We start from the raw sequence: 19888 nt of genomic DNA, 5'->3' as shown, positions 1-19888 counted from the left end.
TCGGGGCATTCCCGCAAAATTGGAGGCACCAACCAAACCAATTATCCGAGGTGCCCGAGTGAACAACCATAAAAATGCCCGATTAACCCTCTTCGGTCGACAGCTTCTTGTCCGGCGTATCCTTGAACAAGGCCTGCGCGTTGAAGAAGCGGCTCACGCCGCCGGGGTCAGCACCCGCACCGCTACAAGTGGCTCACGCGATATCGCCAGGAGGGGCCTGATGGGCTGCACAATCGCTCTTCTCGACCCGCATTCTGTCCCCATGCCATCGATGACCAGCGACAACAGGTGATTATCGCACTGCGCAAGCAACGACAGACTTATCGGCACATCAGCCAAGCGTTGGGCATCGGACACAGTTCCGTCGCCCGTATCCTGCAACGAATGGGACTGAATCGACTGGCGGATCTGGCACCTGCCCCTCCAGTACAACGCTATGAACATGAGAAACCGGGTGACTTGCTGCATTTGGACATCAAAAAGCTGGGGTGTTTCCGTCGCCCCGGCCATCGTGTCACCGGTGACCGCAGCCAAGACTCTCCGGGGGCAGGATGGGAGTATGCGCATGTGGCGGTGGATGACCACTCCCGTGTGGCATTCAGCGTCCTGCATCCTGATGAAACGGAGCGCAGTGCCTGTCTGGCGCTGGTACAGCGCTCCTCCTTACTACGCCGGACTTGGTATTCGTTTCAGCCGGCTAGTTGTGTAAACCCACCAAGCGGTACGGGAAGAAGGTATCGTCGAGGTCGATGAGACCTTCTTCTTAGAGTCGTTCAAAGGACAGCGCGGATTGCCCCGCCCGGCCCGCCAGCGTATCGGCAAAGGCCATACCCGAGGCACAAGGCCGGATTACATCCCGGTGATGGTGGTGCAAGACAAAGCAGGCAACCTGGCCGATTTCCATTTGGAACAGTTGAATGCCAGGGCGGTGAAGGCGGTGCTTGAGCCGCTTATCACCCCGGATGCCGTCCTGTGCAGCGATGGTGCCGGGGTGTATGCGAGTTTCAGCAAGGGGCAAGGGATAACACACCAAGTGGTGCGCAATCGAGCGGGAGAGCGGGTGGTGGGTGCATATCACATCCAACATGTGAACGGGTACCACAGGCGATTGAAGGAGTGGATGGAGCGGTTCCATGGGGTCGCGACCCACTATCTGAGAAGTTATCTATGGGCGGGAAGTGAATGTCTCACGTTGCTTGCATGAGGCGCTGGGGCGTCCCATGCAACACGTAATTGGGACATAGCCAAAAAAGAGCGCCACAAGGCGCTCTTTGTTCACTGACCACGGCCACCAGCAAGATCAGTAGCTGTCTTCCTCTTCGGCCTTCATCCTGGCCTGACGGGCCAGAGCCTCCTCCTGGGCGCTCTCAATCTCGTGCAGCACGGAATCGAGATCCACCTGCTCGCGGCTCTCCTCGAACAAGCCGGTCAGCTCGCTGTCGGGGGTCAGTTTGCCATCTTCATACAGGGCCCACATCTCCCGGGCGTAGCGGGTCTTGAGCAGCTCGGGGGCATACATGCCGTAGTAGTTGCGCATGTTGTTGACGTCCCGCTCCAGCATAGCTTTGGCCTGGTTGTTGGCGGCGGCATCCACCACCTGGGGCAGGTCGATGATGACGGGGCCCTGTTCATCCACCAGCACGTTGAACTCGGAGAGATCGCCGTGGATGAGGCCGGCGCAGAGCATGCGCACCACGTAACGGATCACCTTGGCATGGTCGATGACCGCCTGCTCGGCAGAGAGCGCCACGTCGTTGAGACGGGGAGCGACATTGCCCTCTTCGTCGGTGATGAGCTCCATCAGCAGCACGCCATCGAGGCAGACATAGGGCCTGGGCACCCGCACCCCGGCCGCCGCCAGCTTGAACAGGGCATCGACTTCGGTGTTCTGCCACACCTCTTCGTGCTGCTTGCGACCGTATTTGGAGCCTTTCTCCATGGCACGGGCATCACGACTGCCGCGCACCTTGCGCCCTTCCTGATAGACCACGGCCTGCTTGAAGCTGCGCTTGGACGCCTCTTTATAGACTTTGGCGCAGCGGATCTCGTCGCCGCAGCGCACCACATAGACGTCGGCCTCTTTGCCGCTCATCAGCCGGCTGATGACGTCATCGACCAGGCCGTCATCAACCAGAGGTTGGATTCGATTTGGAATTTTCATGGCCGCCCTTTTACCCTATTTGCGCATCAGAAGATAGCCCCTCCCGGGCCACTTGCCTATCCCTGTTTCCTGACGGCGCCCAGCGTACCGGCAACCGCGATGATCCCGGTGCGATAACCCGCGCCGCCGGGTCGGCCGGCCTCACTCCCCGGGAGGGAGATCGCCACGGATCCGCTTAATGCCCTCTTCGTAGAACCCATCCGACCCTTGCTGATGCTCCATGGTCTCGAAAATCTTGAGAAACCACATGTACTGCTCGGGATGCTGGCGCAGCTGCTGCTCCACCATGCCGTTCATGGCGCAGACATCGGCCACCAGATCCGCACCGGGATAGGGGTCGAAAGGCGGCTCGATCTCCAGCCGGTAGCAGCCCTCCTCCTCGTCATAACAGGCGAGAATGGGCACCGCTCTGGCACCGGTCAGTTTCACCAGTTTGGGCAGGGCCGGCAGGGTCGCCTTGGGATGGCCGAAGAAAGGCACGAAGATGCTGGCCTCGCGGCCGTGATCCTGATCCGGCAGGTAAAAGAAGCTGGCGCCGCTGCGGATCGCCTTGATGGCCGGCTTGATGCCGACGCTGCGCTCATATACCTTGCCGCCCTTGGCCCGCTCGCGGTTGATGTACCAGTCAAACACCTGATCCTTCGGGCTCTTCATCATGGTACACATGGTCAGCCCACGAATGGCGAAGTAGCGGCCGATCATGTCTACCGCCCAGGTGTGGGGCACCACCAGGATCACCGGCCGGCCGGCGGCCCGCTCAGCCTCGATATGCTCCCAGCCACGCACCTTGACGCGGCTGGCCAGATGAGCGGCGCTGCGCAGAGTCAGCTCGGCAAAGCCCATGAAGGTCTTGAGACCGACCCGGATCGATTTGAGCAGCAGGGCCTGACGGCCTGCCTCGTCCAGCTCGGGAAAACAGATCTTGAGGTTGGTCTCGGCAATGTAGGCCTGCTTCTTTGACATCCGCAGCAGGGTGGGCGCCAGACGGTTGGCGAGCCGGTCGCGCAGGCCATGGGGCACCAGCGCCAGCAGACAGAGCAGACCGAGCGCCAGCCAGCTGCCCCACCAGCGCGGATGCAGCAGACGAGGATGAAATGAGGTGTCAAAAACCGGATCGTGTGAGGACATGGCCGCCATCAAGTCATAGAAAATAAACGGTTATTTTAATTATCCTGACAGATTTTTCCACTTTGGCGGCCACGCCCCCCGGCCACCGGGCTGGCAGGCAAGGCAGCCCTCCCCCCATGCCGGGTCACCATCACCAATAAAAATGGCCCCGCAGGGCCATATGACATGAACGAGTGTCGCCTCAGGGCAGCGGCTGCAAGCCACTGCGGATGCGTTGGATCCCCGCCTCGTAGCGACCATCCAGGCCGACCTGATCCTCGCGGGTGTCGAAGATCTTGAGGAACCACATGTACTGACCGGGGTCGCGGCAGAGCTGCTGCTGCACCATGTCGTTCATCCGGCAGGTGTCGGCCATCACATCCTCGGTGGGATAGTTGTCAAACGGCGCGTCGATCTCCAGCCGGTAGCAGTGCTTGGCCTCGTCATAGCAGGCCAGCAGCGGCACCGCCTTGGCGCCACTTACCAGCACCAGCCGTGGCAACGCCGGCAGCGTCGCCTTGGGGTGCCCGAAGAAGGGGGCAAAGATGCTCTTCTCGCGGCCATGATCCTGATCCGGCAGATAGAAGAAGCTGCGACCGCCCTTGATGGTACGGATCACCGCCTTGATGCCGGCACTGCGCTCATAGACCCGGCAGCCGTTGCGGGCCCGGGCCCGATTGAGGTGCCAGTCAAAGACCGGGTTGCGTGCCCGCTTCATCATGGTGCACATGGGCACCCCGCGCCGGGTGAAGTAGTAACCGGCCGCATCCACCGGCCAGCTGTGGGGCACCACCAGGATCACCGGTCGGCCGGCGGCCTGCTCCGCCTCGATATGTTCCCAGCCGCTGACCTGCATCCGGCTCATCAGATAGGCGGGGCTGCGCACGGAGAACTCGCCAAAGCCGAGCAGACTCTTGAGACCGACCCGGATCGAGGTCATCAGGATGGCGTCGCGTTCGGCCTCGCTCTTTTGCGGAAAACAGAGTGCCAGGTTGGTTCTGGCGATATAGATCTGCTTTTTCGAGATACGGAACACCAGCGGTGCCAGGGCGGCGGCGAGACGGTCGCGCAGACGGACCGGCACGAACGCCAGCAGCATCAGTACGCCAAGCGCCAGCCAGCTGAGCCAATAGCGTGGATGCAGAAATCTGGCCTCGAAGCGGGTGTCAAACACGGGATCATGGGAAGACATGGATGGGGATCAAGCTAAGAAAATGGAGCTGCATTGTATTCGTCCTGACAGGTAATACCAGTGAAATTCATCATTGTCCCCCCAGGCTGGGCGCTGGCGCAAAAAATGGGGCGCCAACGGGTATGAATGGCACCTTTCGCTGCCAGAACCGGTACAAAAAGCGCTTCACCCGAGGGTAAAGCGCTTGGTCATTATCCGGTTGATGGCCCTTGTCTGCCGCAAGGTTGCTCATCAACGCCCCGTATCCCGGCTCTCGCCGTCCTCTTCTTAGCGACGAACCATGCCGTGCGCCACCTCGTCGCTGCCGCCGAGTGGCAGGAAGAACATCAGGTAGCGCAGGGCCACATAGCCGACGATCAGGGTGGCGGCGCCCAGTTCGAAGTGGGCCAGCAGCCGGATCTGCTCGACATACTCGGCAGCCTGGGGCCACTGCTCGACCAGGTGGCTCACCTTAAACAGGGCGGTGGCGCCGATCACCAGCGGGAAGGTGAAGGCGGCGTAGCCCGGTGAGAACGGCAGACGCAGCAGCTTGATGAAGGCCAGATAGATGATGCCGGTCATCAGCACCGCAATCCCCAACAGCACGGCCACCAGCAGCAGGGAGGGTTCCTCGCTCACGGTCAGGTAACCGGCCAGTGACAGGCTGGCGGGGGCCGCCAGGATGGCGATGGTCGGCTTGGCGGCATCCGGCACTTCATGGCTGAAGATGAGGCGATAGAGCATCAGCGGCAGCATCAGGCCATAGCAGAGCATGCCGAACCAGAGCAGGCCATTGGCCAGCGCCGCAAACTGGCCGCCCGGGAAGGCGACGTCAGCGACTATGATCCCCACCGGCGGCACGAACCAGCTCGGCACCATGTGGTGGATTTCAAACTGTTTGGCCCGGTGCCAGACGAAAGTGGCCAGGAACGCCAGGTGCAGCAGCACGGCAAACAACCAGAGCCCCTCGCCCAGACCGGCGTCGAGCATGCCGACCGCCTTGGAGACCACCATGGTGCCCATGGCATAGGTGGGCACCACGCTGCCGACCACGGGGTGGGCCAGATCCTGCCACAGCAGGCGCGGGTGCAGCAGAAACTTGAAGGTCAGGATCACCAGCAGCACGGCGGCAATGGCTGCCCCCAGCAACTGCAGGCGGCCATCGAAGTGACCGGCATTTTCCCAGCACCAACCGAGACTGGCGATCCCGAGCGCCAGCCCTGCCATGGGAGTCGGGGCTTTGCCTAAGGATTGACGGGTTCTTGCGATCATGTCTGAAACCTCTGATGAGAGACGATGGGCATAGGATAATGGCCCTGTATCGTTTACGATATCTAAATGAATTAAATCAATCGTTCAGGATATCCAAACATGAAGCTGACCCTGCAACAACTCAAGGTCTTTGCCACCATCGCCCGTTACGGCAATCTGGGGCTGGCCGCCAATGAACTGTGCCTGAGCAAGGGCGCCGTCTCCCAGTCGTTGCAGGAGCTGGAGCGCCAGCTCGCCACCCCGTTGTTCGATCGCATTCACCCCAGATTGCAGCTCAACAACGAGGGGCGCCTGCTGCAACCGGCGGCCGAGGAGCTGCTGACCCGGATGCAGGATATCGAGACCCTGTTCAGCCCGGATGCCGAACCGAGCGGCCAGCTGCGTCTGGGCGCCAGCCAGACCATCGGCAACTACCTGCTGCCGGCCCTGCTCGCCACCAGCAAGCAGGAGCTGGGGCAGCCGCCCCGGGTCACCATCACCAATACCCACCAGCTCTGCCACCTGCTGGCCAACTTCGAGCTGGATCTGGCGCTGATCGAGGGGGAGAACCACCACCCGGATCTGGTCAGCGAGCCCTGGCTCCACGACGAGATGCTGATCGTGGCCCAGCCCGCTCACCCCCTCGCCGGCCGCAGCCGTCTCTCCCTCGCCCAGCTGAGCGATGAGACCTGGGTGCTGCGCGAGCCCCAGTCCGGCAGCCGCGAGCAGTTCGAGCAGCAGATCCAGCCCGAACTGCCCCGCTGGCAGGCCGGGCTCGAGCTAAATACTCTGGAGGCGGTCATGCTGGCGGTCGAGAAGGGGCTCGGCATCTCCTTCATCTCCCACCTGGCGGTGTCGGATCGATTGCAGGCCGGCCGTCTGGTGGCCCTGCCCCTGACCCGTCGCTTCCCCCGTCAGCTCTCCCTCATCTGGCATCGGCAGAAGTATCACTCCGCCACCCTGCGCCGCTTTCTGCAATTTTGCCGCGCCCAGGAGGATGTGTTGCCCAGCCAGACCAGCAGCACCTGAGCCAATGGGATGATCGGGCAGCCTATTGCCCGGCATTGCCCTTGCCACCAGGATATCGGCAGCAATAGAAGAGGGAGAGCCCAGGCTCTCCCTCTTTGGCATTCTGCCTTGTGGCTCAGCGTTTCGCGGGCTGCAATCCCCGCTCGACCCAGCCCAGCACTTGTCTGCTCAGCGCCTGCGGCACCCAGGGCGAGTCGCTCAATCCTTGTCTGACGCAGTCGGCAAAGTGATCCGCCTCGTGCTGCATGCCGCCGCCCCCGACCGGCAGCGCGATGTCGTGTGGCCAGGCTGGCAGGGGGTCGCCCCCACGCCACGCTATCTGCTGGGGATTCCACCACTTGCCCACCAGCTCCAGCGCCCAGCCGGGCCCAAACAGCCAGGCCGACTTGTCGAGATCCGCGACGATGGAGGCGGCCAGTTCGGCCTTGAGCGGGCCGGAAAAATCAAAGTGGGCGGCTTCGTCCACCTCGCCCGCCTGGCGAGACAGCGTGACCTCGGGCTCACCCGCCGCCAGCCCGAGCTGGTGACAGAGGGCGGCATAGAGCCAGAGCGGGTAGACCCCCACATCCCAGGCGGCGCCGCCGGCCAGCGCCGGGTCGAACAGCTTGCCGTCCCGCGCCTGCACCGAGCCAAAGGCGGCCCGCAGCCTGTCGGGGGCCGGCAGGGCGGCAAGCCGCCCCAGCAATTCGCGCATGGCGGGGAAGCACATCACCTTCATCGCCTCCATCAACAGCAGGCCCCGCTCGGCGGCGAGCCGCACCAGCCGATCCCAGTCTGCCACCCGGGTCACCGCCGGTTTTTCCACCAGCACGTGCTTGCCCGCCAGCAGCATGAGTTCGATCAGGGCGGCGTGCTCCGGATGGATCACCGCCACATAGACCGCCTCCACCTGTGGGCTGGCCGCCAACGCCTGATAGCTGCCATGAGCGTGGGGCAAGCCCTGCTCGTCGGCAAAGGTCTGCGCCCGCGCTTGATCACGGGCGGCGATCGCCACCACCCGGCTGCCACTGGCGTGCCCGTTCACATCCTGACAAAAACGGCGGGCAATGGCCCCCGCCCCGGCAATGCCCCAGCGCAGCGGCTGGTCGCTTGATCTCTGTTGCATCCCTGTTTCCTTATGCTGTCTGCCGGTCGGTCATCATGCCTTTGCCAGGCTGCGCAACCAGCGGATCTCGTCGCCCCAGATGGACTCGTCAATGGTCTCCAGGATCAGCGGAATGCCATCGAAGCGATGGTCATTCATGATGTGATGGAACACCGCCTCCCCCAGGTTCCCCTCGCGCAGGCTGTGGTGGCGATCGACCCGGCTGCCGAAGGTGCACTTGGCGCCGTTGATATGCATCCCCTTCAGATAATTGAAGCCGACCGTCTGTTCGAACTCGGCAAAGACGGCGGCGCAAGCCTCTGCGGTGCGCAGGTCATAACCGGCGGCAAAGGCATGGCAGGTGTCAAAGCAGATGCCGACCCGGCTCTTGTCTTCCACCCCGTCGATGATGGTGGCCAGATGCTCGAACGACCAGCCGAGGTTGGTGCCCTGACCGGCGGTGTTTTCGATCACCGCCGTCACCCCCTGGCTGCGCTCCAGCGCCCAGTTGATGGATTCGCTTACCAGCTTGAGGCTGGCCGCCTCCGGGATCTGCTTCAGGTGGCTGCCCGGATGAAAATTGAGGTAGCAAAGCCCCAGCTGTTCGCAGCGCTTCATTTCGTCCAGAAAGGCGTCGCGGGACTTGGCGAGGCCATCGGGGTCCGGATGACCCAGATTGATGAGGTAGCTGTCGTGAGGCAGGATCTGCTCGGGGCGAAAGCCCCCCTTCTCGCAGGCCAGCTTGAAGGCGCGGATGCTGGTCTCGGAAAGCGGCGCCGCCTGCCACTGGCGCTGGTTCTTGGTAAACAGGGCGAAGGCATTGGCGCCGATGGCCTGGGCACGGGCGATGGTATTCTCCACCCCGCCGGCCGCACTGACGTGGGCTCCGATAAATTTCATCTCATCTCCTCTGCACTGTTGCTGGGTCTGGCCGCGCAGCAAAGAGGCGGCCAACATGGGGCGCCATTATGCCAAGCAGCCCGGCCGGCGCCAAACCGGGATTGTCGATGGCAACCATAGAGAGGCCCGCAGCACTGGCCGCCGATGAGAGTAACGTCAACGAGTCAATCGGCCGCGTCGCTCCCGACGCTTTGCTGCCCGCCATCGCACAGTCCGCCAGGCTCCAGTGCCGACGCCAGAATGCCGCTCAGCCAATGGATGAACGCCTGCACCCGGGGGGCCAGCTGACGGCGATGGGCATAGAGGGCGTGAATGGGCAGCGGCGGCGCCTGCCACTTTGGCAGGATGGCCACCAGCTCGCCACTGGTCAGCAGTGGCTCCACCCCGACTCGCGGTAGCTGGATGATGCCAAGCCCGGCCAGCGCCGCCGCCAGATAGGATTCGCTGTCGTTCACCGTGAGCGCCCCGCTCATCGCCAGCACGGTGCGAGAGCCATCCGCCTGCAGGTACTCGAAACCACTCTCCCTGGGCCCGCTGCCGCCACCGTAGTGCACCAGCCGATGGTCGCTCAGCTCGCTCAGGCTGCGCGGTGTTCCATGGCGGGCCAGGTAACCAGCACTGGCACAGTTGATCTGACGGTAGTGGCCGAGGGGGCGTGCTACCAGGCTGGAGGATTCGAGTGCCCCGACACGGATCACGCAGTCAAACCCCTCCCGCACCAAATCGACCCGCCGGTCCGTGCTGCTCAGCAGCAGTTGCAAGTCGGGGTGGGCCGCAAGCCAGGCGGGCAGCGCCGGGATCACCAGATGGCGGGCCATCCGGCTCGGCATGTCCACCCGCAGCTGGCCGCTCAGCTGCCCCTGCTGGCGAAACAGCGCGTTGAACTCCTCCATGTCCGCCAGCAGATCCTGACAGCGGGCGTAACAGAGCTTGCCATCCGGGGTCAGCTGCACCCGCCGGGTGGTGCGTTGCAGCAGGCGGGTACCCATCTGCTCCTCCAGCCGCCGAATGGTCGCCGAGAGCGTCGCCTTGGGAACTCCTAGCTGCTCGGCACTGCGGGTAAAGCTCTCCAGCTCCGCCACCCGCACAAACATCCTCATCGCATCCAGTTGATCCATGCCGCCATTGTCTCGCCGATTGGAACAGTGCATTCATTATCACCTTATTTATCCAATCAACAACGGACAATAGAGTGATCACACCGGCTCATCCCGAGCGCATTACCCACAGACAGGAGTCCTCACATGGCCCACCCCATCGCACTCATCACCGGCGCCAGCCGCGGCCTTGGCAAACAAGCGGCGCTGGCCCTCGCCGCTCGCGGTGTCGATCTCATCATCACCTATCGCAGTCAGGCCGATGAAGCGTCGGCCGTGGTGGCCGAGGCGACCGCACTCGGCGTCAAGGCCCACGCCCTGCCCCTCGATGTGGCCGACAGCAGCAGCTTTGCCACCTTCGCCCACCAGGTGCAGGAGCAGCTGGGCGCATGGCAGCGCCAGCAGATCGACTTTCTGGTCAACAACGCCGGTATCGGCATTCACGCCACCCTAGAGCAGACCACCGAACAGCAGTTCGATACCCTGTTCAACATTCACCTGAAGGGGGTGTTCTTTCTGACGCAACAGTTGCTGCCGCTGATCCGCGATGGCGGGCGCATCCTCAACCTGTCGAGCGGCCTCACCCGCTTTGCGCTGCCCGGTTATGCCGCCTATGCGGCCATGAAGGGGGGGGTCGAAGTGCTGACCCGCTATCTGGCCAAGGAGTTGGGGCCGCGCGGCATCGCCGTCAACGTGGTGGCGCCGGGAGCCATCGAGACCGACTTTGGTGGGGGGGTGGTGCGGGACAATCAGGCCGTCAACGACTTCATCGCCGGTCAGACCGCCCTGGGACGGGTGGGCCAACCGGAAGACATCGGCGGCGTGATTGCCGCCCTGCTCTCCCCTGACAGCCGCTGGATCAATGCCCAGCGCATCGAAGCCTCGGGCGGCATGTTCCTCTAGACCTGCTTGCTCAGATGATACGGCGCTGCCAGCAGAGGCAGCCCGTCAGTGACTTGAGCTGACGTCAGGCGCCTGCCCGCAGGCGGCACACAGCGCCTGCGGCAGATGGGCGGCCAGGGTCGCAACCACTTCCACATCGACCCGGCGCTGGTTGGCCAGTTGCTGCAAAAAGCCGAGCGCCTGCCCGGCGCTCAACCCCTCCCGGTAGGGTCGGTTCTGCACCATGGCCTGGAAGATGTCGGCCACCCGCAGGATCTTCGCCTCCAGCGGCATTGCCTCGGCGGTCAGGTGGAAAGGGTAACCACAGCCATTGGGCTCTTCATGGTGATAGGAAGCCCACAGGGCGATCGCCTCGAAGCCGTCGATATGGCGCAGGATCTGGTAGGTCTCGAAACTGTGGGTATTGATGATGGCCCGCTCCCGTTCATCGAGTGCCCCCGCCTTGTCGAGGATTTCGTCAGGCACCCGCAGCTTGCCGAGATCGTGCAGCAACCCGGCAATCTCCAGCTGCTCGCAGTGCCCCTCTTCAATGCCCATCAGCTCGGCCAGCAGCCGGGCCAGTCTGGCCACGCCGAGGGAGTGGGCCACGGTGAAGGGACTCTTGGCATCGACGATGGCCGAGAAGATCCGCGCCAGCTGCTTGAGCTCGCCGTTGCTGGTGAGACAGGGTTCCCGCTCGCTCAGCATGTCGTGCATGTAGTCGCTGATGGCGCGCCCCTCCAGTTGCAGCCAGAACGCCTCTGAGCGGGATGCCAAGAGGAAGGCCGCCACCAGCTCGGGATCGAAAAACTCGCCGGCGCACGCCTCAATCCGTTGCCGGATCTCGTGGGTGTGCATCAACAGGGAGCCGTCGCCGTAATGGGGTGCCGCCAGGGCATCCACCCGGTCCACCAGAAAAATGAGATTGGCCTGGCGCATCACGCCCGACGCCAGTCCAGGGGTTTGTACCAACCGGTGCCAGTGGGTGTGGTGATAACGGATGGGTTCCGCCAGGGGCGCCAGCGGCGGAAAGTCCTTTAGCAGGTCATGACCGACCTCGCAGTGGAACTGAGAGGACTCCCAGTCAAACTCGCTGACCAGATGACAATGAATGAAGGTGGAGGAGACGCCGATGTCGTGCAGCACCCCCAGTTCGAACAGACAGGCTCGCTCGCTGGCATTTGCTCCCAGCGCCTTGCCGCACTCGGCAGCCATGATGCCGACCCGCTTGCCGTGTGCCACATCACCGATGCCGACCAGATCCAGCGACGCCGACAAGGCGTATACCACCTGGCGCAGATCAACCTGCTGGGAAACGTGCTCACCGCTGCGGGTGTATGGGGTGTTGCTGTTCATGATGCGTGTCCACATCTGCCAACGTGAAACATCCCGTGTCTGGGGCCGGGTAAACACATTGAATTTAAATCAGAATATGAACTCTGGTAGTAGCCTCACCCAGATACCACTCATCTAATTGATAAAAAGATGAGTTGGATCAATTTGGCAAGGCACGTGCCGGTTGTGTAATAGATGTGAAAAAAATGAGACCTTGTGGTTACCTGAAACCATCATCAATAGCCATTCGGAAATGGTCTATGGTTAGAGCGAAACGGCCTCAACAGGCTGGATATCAATAAGTTGCCCATAAGGAACCGACCATGAAAGCGCTAACCTTACCCCTGTTTTACCTCTTGTCTTTACTCTTCTGCGGCCAGGCCTACAGTGCCGATGAAGTTATCCTCAGCGTCGCCGCCAAGGGTTGCTGCAACAACGCCGACAAGATGGAGTACAGCCGCGCCCAGCTGCAGGCGCTGCCGCAAGCCAGCGTCACCACTACCACTCCCTGGACCAAGGGCTCCCATGTCTATCGCGGCGTCTTGCTCAAGACGCTGCTCGATACCCTCGGCGTCACTGCCGACAAGATAAAAGTGATGGCCCAGAACGACTACTTCGCTGTGATCCCGCGGCAAGATGTCGAGAAATACCCCGTGCTGCTGGCCATCGAGGAAGATGGCAAGGCACTGACCCTGCGCAACAAGGGCCCAGTCTGGGTCATCTACCCCCTGTCGGACCACCCCGAGCTCAATATCGAGCAATATCACAGCCTGATGGTGTGGCAAGTGCTCAAGCTTGAAGGGATGTAATGATGATCAAGGGCAAGTTCCTCTCCCTTGCCTTTATCATGGTCTCCTTTCTGGGGGTGACCATCTGGTCACTCTTCAATTACGATCGCACCTTCAATGACATGGTCAAATACAACCAGCTCTCCGCCTGGTCTCTGGCCCAGCTGGAGCTCGAGCTGCACGGTTTTGACGAGCAGCTGTCGCTGTATCGCAGCGGCCAGACCGATGCCGGGCAGTTGAACAAGGCCTATGACATCGCCTGGAACCGGCTGGACATTTTCCTGACCGGACAGGAGACCGCCCTTATTCGTTCCCGCTACCAGGCCAGCGAGAGAGTCGGCGCCTTCTTTGAGGTGCTCAAGGAGTATGAGCAGGACGTGGTCAACCCCACCCCCGATTCAGCCCGGCTGGCCGAGATGGAAGGCAGAATGAACAAGCTGCTGCCTTCCATCCGGGATCTGATGGTGATGAACTTCACCGGCCCCTCCGCCATCAAGCAGCGTCAGGAGCTGCAGCAGTCCAAAGAAGGGCACGTACTGGTACTGGTCGCCCTGCTGGCCATCGGCCTGCTCATCCTGTTCGTGGTCTCCCGGGAGATGAAGCTGCAATACTTCCTGGCCTGGAACGACCCACTGACCCTGCTGCCCAACCGGGCCGCCTTCATGACCCGGCTGGAGCGGCTGGCCAAGGGCAAACAGCCCGCCGACTGTACTCTGACCATCTGCCTGGTCGAGTTGAACAACTTCAAGGAGGTCAACGACAGCCTGGGCTATGCCGCCGGGGATGAACTGCTCACCATGGTGGCCAACCAGATCAGAGAGTATACCCATGACCAGGCCTTCATCGCCCGCATGGGCGGCGATGAATTTGCCCTCTTCATCTATGGCGCCATGCCCATCGAATACCGCATTCCCTACCTTGTCCGGCTGCTGGCTGAATTGAGGCCCACCGTCTTTCAGGCCGATCCGGCGCACCGGGTGCGCGTCAGCATGGGGATAAGCCAGCACCCCATCATGGCCCACAAGATCGAGGAGCTGATCCTGTTCGCCGACATTGCCCTCGCCAATGCCAAGAAGCTCAAGGAGAACCACCTGCAGGTGTTCAACCACCGGATGTTCGAGCACTACAGTCGCAACCGGAAACTGGCCGCCGAGCTGCGTGAACATCTGAATATCATCTCCAACAGCACCCTCTATCTGCACTATCAGCCGGTGATAAAACCGGGCAATGCCTACAACATGGGCGCCGAAGTGCTGATCCGCTGGCATCACCCCGAATACGGCTTCATCAACCCGCTGGACATCATCGCCATGGCGGAGGAGAACGGCCTCGGCGAACTGCTCGGCAAATGGATCTTCAGCCGGGTCAACCACGACATGTCGCAACTGCCGGCCAGCTTCGTGGACAAGCTGGAGCTGGCCATCAACCTCTCCAACTCCATGTTCACCCCGGCCCTGTTCCACCAGGTCAACGAGATGCTGCAACAGAGCCCGCTGCGCGCCGAACAGCTTATTCTGGAGCTGACCGAAACCATCGCCCTCGACGATCTGCCGCTCAGCCAGCGCATCTTCAAGGAGCTCAAACAGATCCACGTGCGCATCGCACTGGATGATTTCGGCACCGGCTGGTCCTCCTTCTCCTATCTGATGTCTCTGAGCTTTGACAAGCTCAAGATTGACAAGTCCTTCGTCAGCAACATCGAGACCGACCCGCGGCAATTCATGTTCGTCGAGTCCATCACCAAGCTATCCCATCAGCTGGGGCTGGTAGTGGTGGCCGAGGGGGTGGAGAGCCTGCATGAACTGCAGCAGCTGGCCCATATCGGGGTGGACGAGATCCAGGGCTACTACTACTCCAAGCCGCTCTCCCCTGCCGAATTTTTCATCTATGCCATGACCCATCTGGCCCACAGCGCCGAGGAGAGCGTGGACGTCAGCTATCACTGAACGCACATCCCATTGCGGGCCACCCCCTCTTTCGCCTCACCGTCTCGTTCCCACCAAAAACAACAGGCCCCGCCGGTGGGCGGAGCCTGTCAAAGTACTGCTGCTCGATTTGCTTAGAGCGTTTTGCCGCCCGAGCTTATCACCGTCTGGTACCAGTAGAAGCTGTCCTTCTTGAGCCGGCGCAGGGAGCCGCCCTGCTCGTCACGCTCCACAAAGACGAAGCCGTAGCGCTTCTGGTAGCCGTTGAGCCAGCTCAGAATGTCGGTGAACGACCAGGCGCAGTAGCCCAGCAGCTCCACCCCGTCCTGCAGCGCCTCCTGGCACGCCTTGACGTGGCTGCGCAGATAGTCGATGCGGTAGTCGTCGTGTACCCGATCTCCCGCTGCCAGCTTGTCGAACTCACCGAGGCCGTTCTCGGTGATCATCAGCGGCAGACCGTAGCGAGAGGAGAGCCGGCGCAGGGCGATGCGCATCCCGGTTGGGTCGATGGCCCAGTCCCAGTTGCTGGTCTCCAGGTGCGGGTTGGGGGCCGTCTTGTAGAGGCCGGGAATGCCGCTCGAGGGGGTGGTGCCCTTCTGCCCCGTGGTATTGATGCGCTGCAGGGTCTGGCCGCCGAGCGGGTTGTCGGTAAAGGTCAGGGTGTAGTAGTAGTTGACCCCGATGTAGTCGGGCGCCCCTTCCCGCAGCAGCTCGAGATCGCCCGGCAGGATATCCGGCGCCTCGCCGGTTTCCCGCAGGTAGGCAAGCGCCGCCTGCGGATAACGGCCAAAGCAGTAGGCATCCAGCCACCAGAGGTTGGTGAACTCCTCGGCGTTTTCAAACGCCAGCATGTCTTTGGGATCGCACGACGCCGGATAGGCGGGCGAATAGGCAAAGCTTGGGCCGATCAGCCCCCCCGGCACGTGCTGGCGAAACGCCTTGATGACCCGGGCGTTGGCCAGAAACGCGATGTGGTTGGCGGCAAAGAAGCGCTTGCGGTCCTGCACTGCGGGCGGATGAGTGCCGAGTTGATAGGCATTGGTCAGGTTGTAGTTCTGCTCGTTGAGCGACACCCAATATTTCACCTTGCCGGCAAAGCGCTGATAAAGGGTCACGCAGTAGCGCTCGAAATCCTCGATGATGCGTCGGTCTTCCCAGCCACCGTACTCATCCTGCAGCGCCTGGGGCAAGTCCCAGTGATAGAGGGTGAGCACCGGCTCTATCTGATGCGCCAGCAGGGTGTCGATGAGTTTCTCGTAGAAGGCCAGCCCCGCCTCGTTTACCTCGCCGCGGCCGGTGGGATAGATACGCGGCCAGCTCACCGAGAAGCGGTAGGCCTTGAGCCCCATTTCCGCCATCAGCGCCACGTCCTCCTCCATGCGGTGATAGTGATCCACCGCCACGTCGCCGTTGCTGCCCTCAAAGGTCTTGCCCGGCAGCTTGGTGAACAGATCCCACACCGAGGGGCCCTTGCCATCGGCGTTCCAGGCCCCTTCCACCTGGTAGGCGGCGGAGGCGGCGCCCCATAGAAAATCGGCGGGGAAGTCGTTGAACTTGTGGTGATGCATCTGGGGTTGCTCCTTCTGCGGCGGTGGCACCGGCCACCTTTATCGCGCCGACTGGCGGCGCCCAATGGAATTGGCATAAGCATCGAACAGTTATAAAATTCCGTCCAATGACAAATAAAACCATTCAACATTCCAAGCAGGAATCATAGGGGCCGGGATGGAGTTACGGGATCTGAAAGCCTTCGTCACCCTGGGAGAAGTGCTGCACTTCGGTCAGGCAGCGGTACGCCAGCACGTCACCCAGTCGGCCCTGAGCAAGCAAATACGGCGGCTGGAAGAGGAGCTGGGCGGCGAGCTGTTCGAGCGCAATGCCAGCAGTACCCGCCTCACCGTGCTGGGGCGGGCTCTTTACCAGGATGCCAGCGCGGTGGTGGCGGCCAGCGAGCAGCTCGGTCGCACCGCCCGTGACGTGCTGGCGGGCAACAGCGGCACCCTGCGCATCGGCTTCGGGGTTGCCACCAAGATCCTGGTGCCCGCCGCCATCGCCCGTTTTCGCACCGAACGCCCGCAGGTCACCATAGAGCTCAACGATCTCTCTACTCACCACCAGTTGCTGGCCTTGAGCGAGGGCAAGCTGGACCTCGGTTTTTGCCGCCTGCCCGCTCCCAAGGGGTGGCATTGTCAGCCGGTGGTTCGGGCACACTTTGTCGCCGTGCTGCCGGCCAGCTACGCCGGCGTGCGCGAACTGGCGGATCTGGTGGACAAGCCGCTGGCTATCTTGCGCCGGGACAAGGCCCCCTCGTTTTATGATCACCTGATGAACTATCTGGCCCAGAGCGGGCTGCGCTTTTGCGATATCCAGTACGTCAACGACTTCGCCGCCGGCGTTGCCACCGCCGCAGCCGACATCGCCTGGACCCTGGTGCCCTCCTCCACCACCATAGAACATCCGGATGTGTTGACCCTGCCGCTGCGTGATGCCGAGGCGAGCTGGATCATCGGCCTCATCCGCCCACCCCACAGCAAGGGCCCGCTCATCGACGCCTTCTGGCAGATTGTCGCCGATCTGAGTGAACCGGGCCCTGCGTCATAGCAGGCTAACCCCTGCTACCGCCCGATAGACGCATGTCGTGCTGCGCAGGCAGATAGTGAGCGATGAAGGTATCTAGCGGCATCGGCTTGCCGTAGAGATACCCCTGAAAGCGATCGACCCCTGCCTTTCTTAACAGTGCTACCTGCACCGGCGTCTCAATGCCTTCGGCAATGACGCTGGCACCAATGCGATCTGCCAGGTCCATGATATTCATCACGATCTGATAGGCCATCGTGCTCCGTTCAATGTCCTGCACGAACAATCTATCTATCTTGATGGCTCCGATAAAAGACGAATGGATGTGCTTTAGGGACGAGTAGCCGGTGCCGTAATCGTCCACGGCAAAGCAGACACCGGATGCTTGCAGAGATCTGAATGCCCCCATCAGTACCGGTTCAGAGTGATGCAATTGTGATTCCCGCTCCACCAGCTCAAGACATAGTCTGGGTTTGTCACCTCTTTCAAACGCCTTCAAAAATGCTTCGCAGGCCATCTTCAGGGAGGGATTGAGCAGATGTGAAAGGGTAACATTGAAATTGATGGTGAACCCCGGCGGCAGTGTGACGTCAGCCACGCTGATTTTTTCGGCAACTAACGCCATCAACCGTTCCGTCATGGGAATGATGGATCCGCTCCGTTCTGCCTGGGTTACAAACTCAGCAGGGCTGAGCAGCCCGTATACAGGATGACGCCACCTCACCAGCACTTCGCTGCCAATTACCGCTTGTGACCGACTATCAACCACGGGTTGGAGATAGGGTATGAATTCATGGTTGGCAATCCCCTTGCGTATATCGATCTCAGTGAAATCAATGCTGGCAAGCCAGTGCCGTATCAGCATATATGCAACAAGCGAGAGAACCATGATGGCCACCATCAACCAGCCATAGCTATCCATCATCGCCATGATGATATAGAGGTCACCTTCAATATAAGGAACAATACCAAAACCATATTTATCTGAGTGACTCAATACGGTAGCAGGAGGAGCACTATCAATCTGCAGCCCTATCCCCTGCAACAACTGAGTGTCATGTATCATGTCTATGGTCAATTTATAATTGACGATATTGTTCAGTCTATTGTTGTCGGCAATCAGATCCGCTATATATCTTGCATCGATGAAGGCCATGATGCTGCCACTTGGGCCATGTCGAGAGAGCAAAAATACAGGATGACCGAGTATGACATCAAGATAAACACCTTCCTGCCGTGCCGACGCGTTAAGCCTCGAGACAATACCAGCAATATTCAGGCTGTTGTCTTTGTAGGATGAGCAAATTTCACCGGATTGATCCAGAAAAGAGTAAATCATGGTATAAGCATTGCGGGTTGCGGTATCAACCAGCATCTTTGTCAACTCGGGGCAGCCCACTTTTTTACTGCGCGCCACTATGTCATCCATCCCCCCTTCCACCACTTGAAAAATATTGTTAATACCCAATATAGCTCGACGGGCATCTCTGTTGCTCTGCGCAATAACATCTCGCTTTTCATGATTGAATACTGCGTACATGACAAGGATAGAGAATATAATACACATCGCAAGGGCAACCGCGTTACATATGCTCGCGTTCAATCTGAACAAGCGGTGATAGTGAAGCCACTTCACAATGATTGTAGGTCCATCAAATTGACACTTCTTGGCCTGGCGTAATAAAAACCCTGCACTGCCCAACAGCCAGTGGAGAGCACCACCTCGCTCTGCCTCTTTGTTTCCACTTTGCTGACAATGGTTTTCATCCTGAAAGTTTCCTGCAATGACAACAATGCATCTTTGAAAACATTTATCTCGCTTTGCAACAAAGGAGGCGTATCAAACTTTACACAACTGAATATCCCACTCGAAAGGTAACGCTCACGCCAGTCACCACCTCGCCAATCGAAATTGTCCATCACCAAAATGACGCCATGTTCATGCAATTTCACCAGGGTGCTTACTGGTAATGCACTTGATATAAAAGGATACTGGCTGACTTCTATATGGAGCCTGACACCATGTTCTAAAAATACCTCCGAAAAGTAAATCAGAGCATCCCCAAGCGCATATAACACTCTGGATTCTACTTTAAAAAATAAAGCGGTTGATTCTTCTCTCAAAGCATTCAACAGTGCATCGCTTAATTGCAATAGTGTCAATTCGACAAGCGAGATGGCATCACAACTATTGTAAAAGGCAACCGCAGACTGGGTGTCATGAGGTCGATAGAACAACTCAGATAATCGCTCATCTGCAACAGCAGCACCATTTAAAGATGCATCCATATGATTTCTTATGAAATCGGCAGTGAACAACTCCTGCACAAGCGGTTTGAGCGAATGTATGATGGCTGGGTTGAACAAGGATCGGCGTTTTGCATTGAATGATTCGATTTGTTCAATCCCCATCAGCCGATAGGGTTGCAGATCAACACCCTTATCTCTGAGCTCCGCAATCAAACCAGACATAACTCCCCTCCGTGCTTTATACAATCATAAATAAGCCCATCTGAATCCAGTAGCTGGCGCATACTACAATAACGTATTTCTTGATGATTTATCCTTTTTGCCTTTTTAC

18 protein-coding genes and 1 pseudogene are annotated in these 19888 nt (G+C 60.2%); 8 read left to right on the top strand and 11 right to left on the bottom strand.

The features are described from left to right. Nucleotides 1-58 precede the first annotated feature (58 nt). From OKB87_RS23620 to OKB87_RS00490, 3 genes and pseudogenes are all read left to right on the top strand, one after another. Nucleotides 59-292, top strand: coding sequence for a leucine zipper domain-containing protein (locus OKB87_RS23620; RefSeq protein WP_442866068.1), 234 nt, complete (start codon nt 59-61; stop codon nt 290-292). Beyond that, complete coding sequence (locus OKB87_RS00495) at nt 226-753, top strand: helix-turn-helix domain-containing protein (RefSeq protein WP_442866070.1); 528 nt, start codon at nt 226-228, stop codon at nt 751-753. The genes OKB87_RS23620 and OKB87_RS00495 overlap by 67 nt, the downstream gene beginning before the upstream one ends. Beyond that, nucleotides 710-1244, top strand: a pseudogene (locus tag OKB87_RS00490) (IS1595 family transposase); the annotation flags it as partial. The gene OKB87_RS00495 and the pseudogene OKB87_RS00490, both read left to right, overlap by 44 nt. Before the next feature lie 56 nt (nt 1245-1300). On the opposite strand, the gene OKB87_RS00485 reads toward OKB87_RS00490, so the two are convergent. The 4 genes from OKB87_RS00485 to OKB87_RS00470 form a co-directional block, all read right to left on the bottom strand. Beyond that, nucleotides 1301-2161, bottom strand: a complete 861-nt coding sequence (locus OKB87_RS00485; RefSeq protein WP_011705970.1) for a PA4780 family RIO1-like protein kinase — start codon at nt 2159-2161, stop codon at nt 1301-1303. Between the two features lie 141 nt (nt 2162-2302). Continuing rightward, the gene (locus OKB87_RS00480; protein ID WP_026080120.1) at nt 2303-3298 is read right to left on the bottom strand and encodes an LpxL/LpxP family acyltransferase; all 996 of its coding nucleotides are present in this window, start codon (nt 3296-3298) and stop codon (nt 2303-2305) included. Nucleotides 3299-3470: 172 nt separating this feature from the next. After that, a complete protein-coding gene (gene lpxM / locus OKB87_RS00475; protein ID WP_257684971.1) occupies nt 3471-4460 on the bottom strand; it encodes a lauroyl-Kdo(2)-lipid IV(A) myristoyltransferase in 990 nt (329 codons plus the stop codon). Nucleotides 4461-4727: 267 nt separating this feature from the next. Then, nucleotides 4728-5711: a TDT family transporter gene (locus OKB87_RS00470; protein ID WP_158197362.1), complete on the bottom strand. Its 984-nt coding sequence runs from the start codon at nt 5709-5711 to the stop codon at nt 4728-4730. Nucleotides 5712-5810: 99 nt separating this feature from the next. Between OKB87_RS00470 and OKB87_RS00465 the strand changes: the two genes are divergently transcribed. After that, a complete protein-coding gene (locus OKB87_RS00465; protein WP_113995305.1) occupies nt 5811-6719 on the top strand; it encodes a LysR substrate-binding domain-containing protein in 909 nt (302 codons plus the stop codon). A gap of 115 nt (nt 6720-6834) precedes the next feature. Here OKB87_RS00465 and OKB87_RS00460 read toward each other — a convergent pair whose 3' ends face one another. From OKB87_RS00460 to OKB87_RS00450, 3 genes are all read right to left on the bottom strand, one after another. After that, nucleotides 6835-7824 carry a Gfo/Idh/MocA family protein gene (locus OKB87_RS00460; protein ID WP_270826119.1) on the bottom strand — a complete coding sequence of 330 codons (990 nt, stop codon included), beginning with the start codon at nt 7822-7824 and terminating at the stop codon, nt 6835-6837. A 33-nt stretch (nt 7825-7857) separates the two neighbouring features. Continuing rightward, a complete protein-coding gene (gene nfo / locus OKB87_RS00455) occupies nt 7858-8703 on the bottom strand; it encodes a deoxyribonuclease IV (protein WP_060389242.1) in 846 nt (281 codons plus the stop codon). A gap of 164 nt (nt 8704-8867) precedes the next feature. Continuing rightward, nucleotides 8868-9821 carry a LysR family transcriptional regulator gene (locus tag OKB87_RS00450; protein WP_270826360.1) on the bottom strand — a complete coding sequence of 318 codons (954 nt, stop codon included), beginning with the start codon at nt 9819-9821 and terminating at the stop codon, nt 8868-8870. Between the two features lie 126 nt (nt 9822-9947). Between OKB87_RS00450 and OKB87_RS00445 the strand changes: the two genes are divergently transcribed. Then, nucleotides 9948-10703, top strand: coding sequence for an SDR family NAD(P)-dependent oxidoreductase (locus OKB87_RS00445; RefSeq protein WP_270826118.1), 756 nt, complete (start codon nt 9948-9950; stop codon nt 10701-10703). A 45-nt stretch (nt 10704-10748) separates the two neighbouring features. Here the strand turns inward: OKB87_RS00445 and OKB87_RS00440 are convergent, their stop codons facing one another. Beyond that, complete coding sequence (locus OKB87_RS00440) at nt 10749-12038, bottom strand: HD-GYP domain-containing protein (protein ID WP_270826117.1); 1290 nt, start codon at nt 12036-12038, stop codon at nt 10749-10751. A gap of 302 nt (nt 12039-12340) precedes the next feature. On the opposite strand from OKB87_RS00440, the gene OKB87_RS00435 reads away from it, so the two are divergent. Then, a complete protein-coding gene (locus OKB87_RS00435) occupies nt 12341-12826 on the top strand; it encodes a molybdopterin-dependent oxidoreductase (protein WP_201905643.1) in 486 nt (161 codons plus the stop codon). Further along, on the top strand, nt 12826-14751 hold the full coding sequence (locus tag OKB87_RS00430) for a putative bifunctional diguanylate cyclase/phosphodiesterase (protein WP_270826116.1): 1926 nt from the start codon (nt 12826-12828) through the stop codon (nt 14749-14751). Before OKB87_RS00435 ends, OKB87_RS00430 begins: the two co-directional genes overlap by 1 nt. A gap of 113 nt (nt 14752-14864) precedes the next feature. On the opposite strand, the gene OKB87_RS00425 is transcribed toward OKB87_RS00430, so the two are convergent. Continuing rightward, the gene (locus tag OKB87_RS00425; RefSeq protein WP_270826115.1) at nt 14865-16298 is read right to left on the bottom strand and encodes a glycoside hydrolase family 1 protein; all 1434 of its coding nucleotides are present in this window, start codon (nt 16296-16298) and stop codon (nt 14865-14867) included. A gap of 157 nt (nt 16299-16455) precedes the next feature. On the opposite strand from OKB87_RS00425, the gene OKB87_RS00420 reads away from it, so the two are divergent. After that, nucleotides 16456-17331, top strand: coding sequence for a LysR family transcriptional regulator (locus OKB87_RS00420; RefSeq protein ID WP_270826114.1), 876 nt, complete (start codon nt 16456-16458; stop codon nt 17329-17331). Between the two features lie 4 nt (nt 17332-17335). Here OKB87_RS00420 and OKB87_RS00415 read toward each other — a convergent pair whose 3' ends face one another. Next, nucleotides 17336-18736, bottom strand: coding sequence for an EAL domain-containing protein (locus OKB87_RS00415; protein ID WP_270826113.1), 1401 nt, complete (start codon nt 18734-18736; stop codon nt 17336-17338). Nucleotides 18737-18939: 203 nt separating this feature from the next. Continuing rightward, entirely contained in the window at nt 18940-19779 is an 840-nt protein-coding gene (locus OKB87_RS00410; RefSeq protein ID WP_049047141.1) for an EAL domain-containing protein, read from the bottom strand. Between the last annotated feature and the right edge of the window lie 109 nt (nt 19780-19888).

Source organism: Aeromonas sp. Y318-1 (assembly GCF_027706125.1).
In the GTDB taxonomy this organism is placed as follows: domain Bacteria; phylum Pseudomonadota; class Gammaproteobacteria; order Enterobacterales; family Aeromonadaceae; genus Aeromonas; species Aeromonas hydrophila.
The sequence above is the reverse complement of the archived record's forward strand: the minus strand, read 5'-3'. Positions and strand labels throughout refer to the sequence as shown.

What these genes read in the sequence shown, in the direction of transcription:
- OKB87_RS00485 (WP_011705970.1), bottom strand. Translation starts at nt 2,161, where the DNA reads ATGAAAATTCCAAATCGAATCCAACCTCTGGTTGATGACGGCCTGGTC.
- OKB87_RS00480 (WP_026080120.1), bottom strand. Translation starts at nt 3,298, where the DNA reads ATGGCGGCCATGTCCTCACACGATCCGGTTTTTGACACCTCATTTCAT.
- lpxM (WP_257684971.1), bottom strand. Translation starts at nt 4,460, where the DNA reads ATGTCTTCCCATGATCCCGTGTTTGACACCCGCTTCGAGGCCAGATTT.
- OKB87_RS00470 (WP_158197362.1), bottom strand. Translation starts at nt 5,711, where the DNA reads ATGATCGCAAGAACCCGTCAATCCTTAGGCAAAGCCCCGACTCCCATG.
- OKB87_RS00465 (WP_113995305.1), top strand. Translation starts at nt 5,811, where the DNA reads ATGAAGCTGACCCTGCAACAACTCAAGGTCTTTGCCACCATCGCCCGT.
- OKB87_RS00460 (WP_270826119.1), bottom strand. Translation starts at nt 7,824, where the DNA reads ATGCAACAGAGATCAAGCGACCAGCCGCTGCGCTGGGGCATTGCCGGG.
- nfo (WP_060389242.1), bottom strand. Translation starts at nt 8,703, where the DNA reads ATGAAATTTATCGGAGCCCACGTCAGTGCGGCCGGCGGGGTGGAGAAT.
- OKB87_RS00450 (WP_270826360.1), bottom strand. Translation starts at nt 9,821, where the DNA reads ATGGATCAACTGGATGCGATGAGGATGTTTGTGCGGGTGGCGGAGCTG.
- OKB87_RS00445 (WP_270826118.1), top strand. Translation starts at nt 9,948, where the DNA reads ATGGCCCACCCCATCGCACTCATCACCGGCGCCAGCCGCGGCCTTGGC.
- OKB87_RS00440 (WP_270826117.1), bottom strand. Translation starts at nt 12,038, where the DNA reads ATGAACAGCAACACCCCATACACCCGCAGCGGTGAGCACGTTTCCCAG.
- OKB87_RS00435 (WP_201905643.1), top strand. Translation starts at nt 12,341, where the DNA reads ATGAAAGCGCTAACCTTACCCCTGTTTTACCTCTTGTCTTTACTCTTC.
- OKB87_RS00430 (WP_270826116.1), top strand. Translation starts at nt 12,826, where the DNA reads ATGATGATCAAGGGCAAGTTCCTCTCCCTTGCCTTTATCATGGTCTCC.
- OKB87_RS00425 (WP_270826115.1), bottom strand. Translation starts at nt 16,298, where the DNA reads ATGCATCACCACAAGTTCAACGACTTCCCCGCCGATTTTCTATGGGGC.
- OKB87_RS00420 (WP_270826114.1), top strand. Translation starts at nt 16,456, where the DNA reads ATGGAGTTACGGGATCTGAAAGCCTTCGTCACCCTGGGAGAAGTGCTG.
- OKB87_RS00415 (WP_270826113.1), bottom strand. Translation starts at nt 18,736, where the DNA reads ATGGATGACATAGTGGCGCGCAGTAAAAAAGTGGGCTGCCCCGAGTTG.
- OKB87_RS00410 (WP_049047141.1), bottom strand. Translation starts at nt 19,779, where the DNA reads ATGTCTGGTTTGATTGCGGAGCTCAGAGATAAGGGTGTTGATCTGCAA.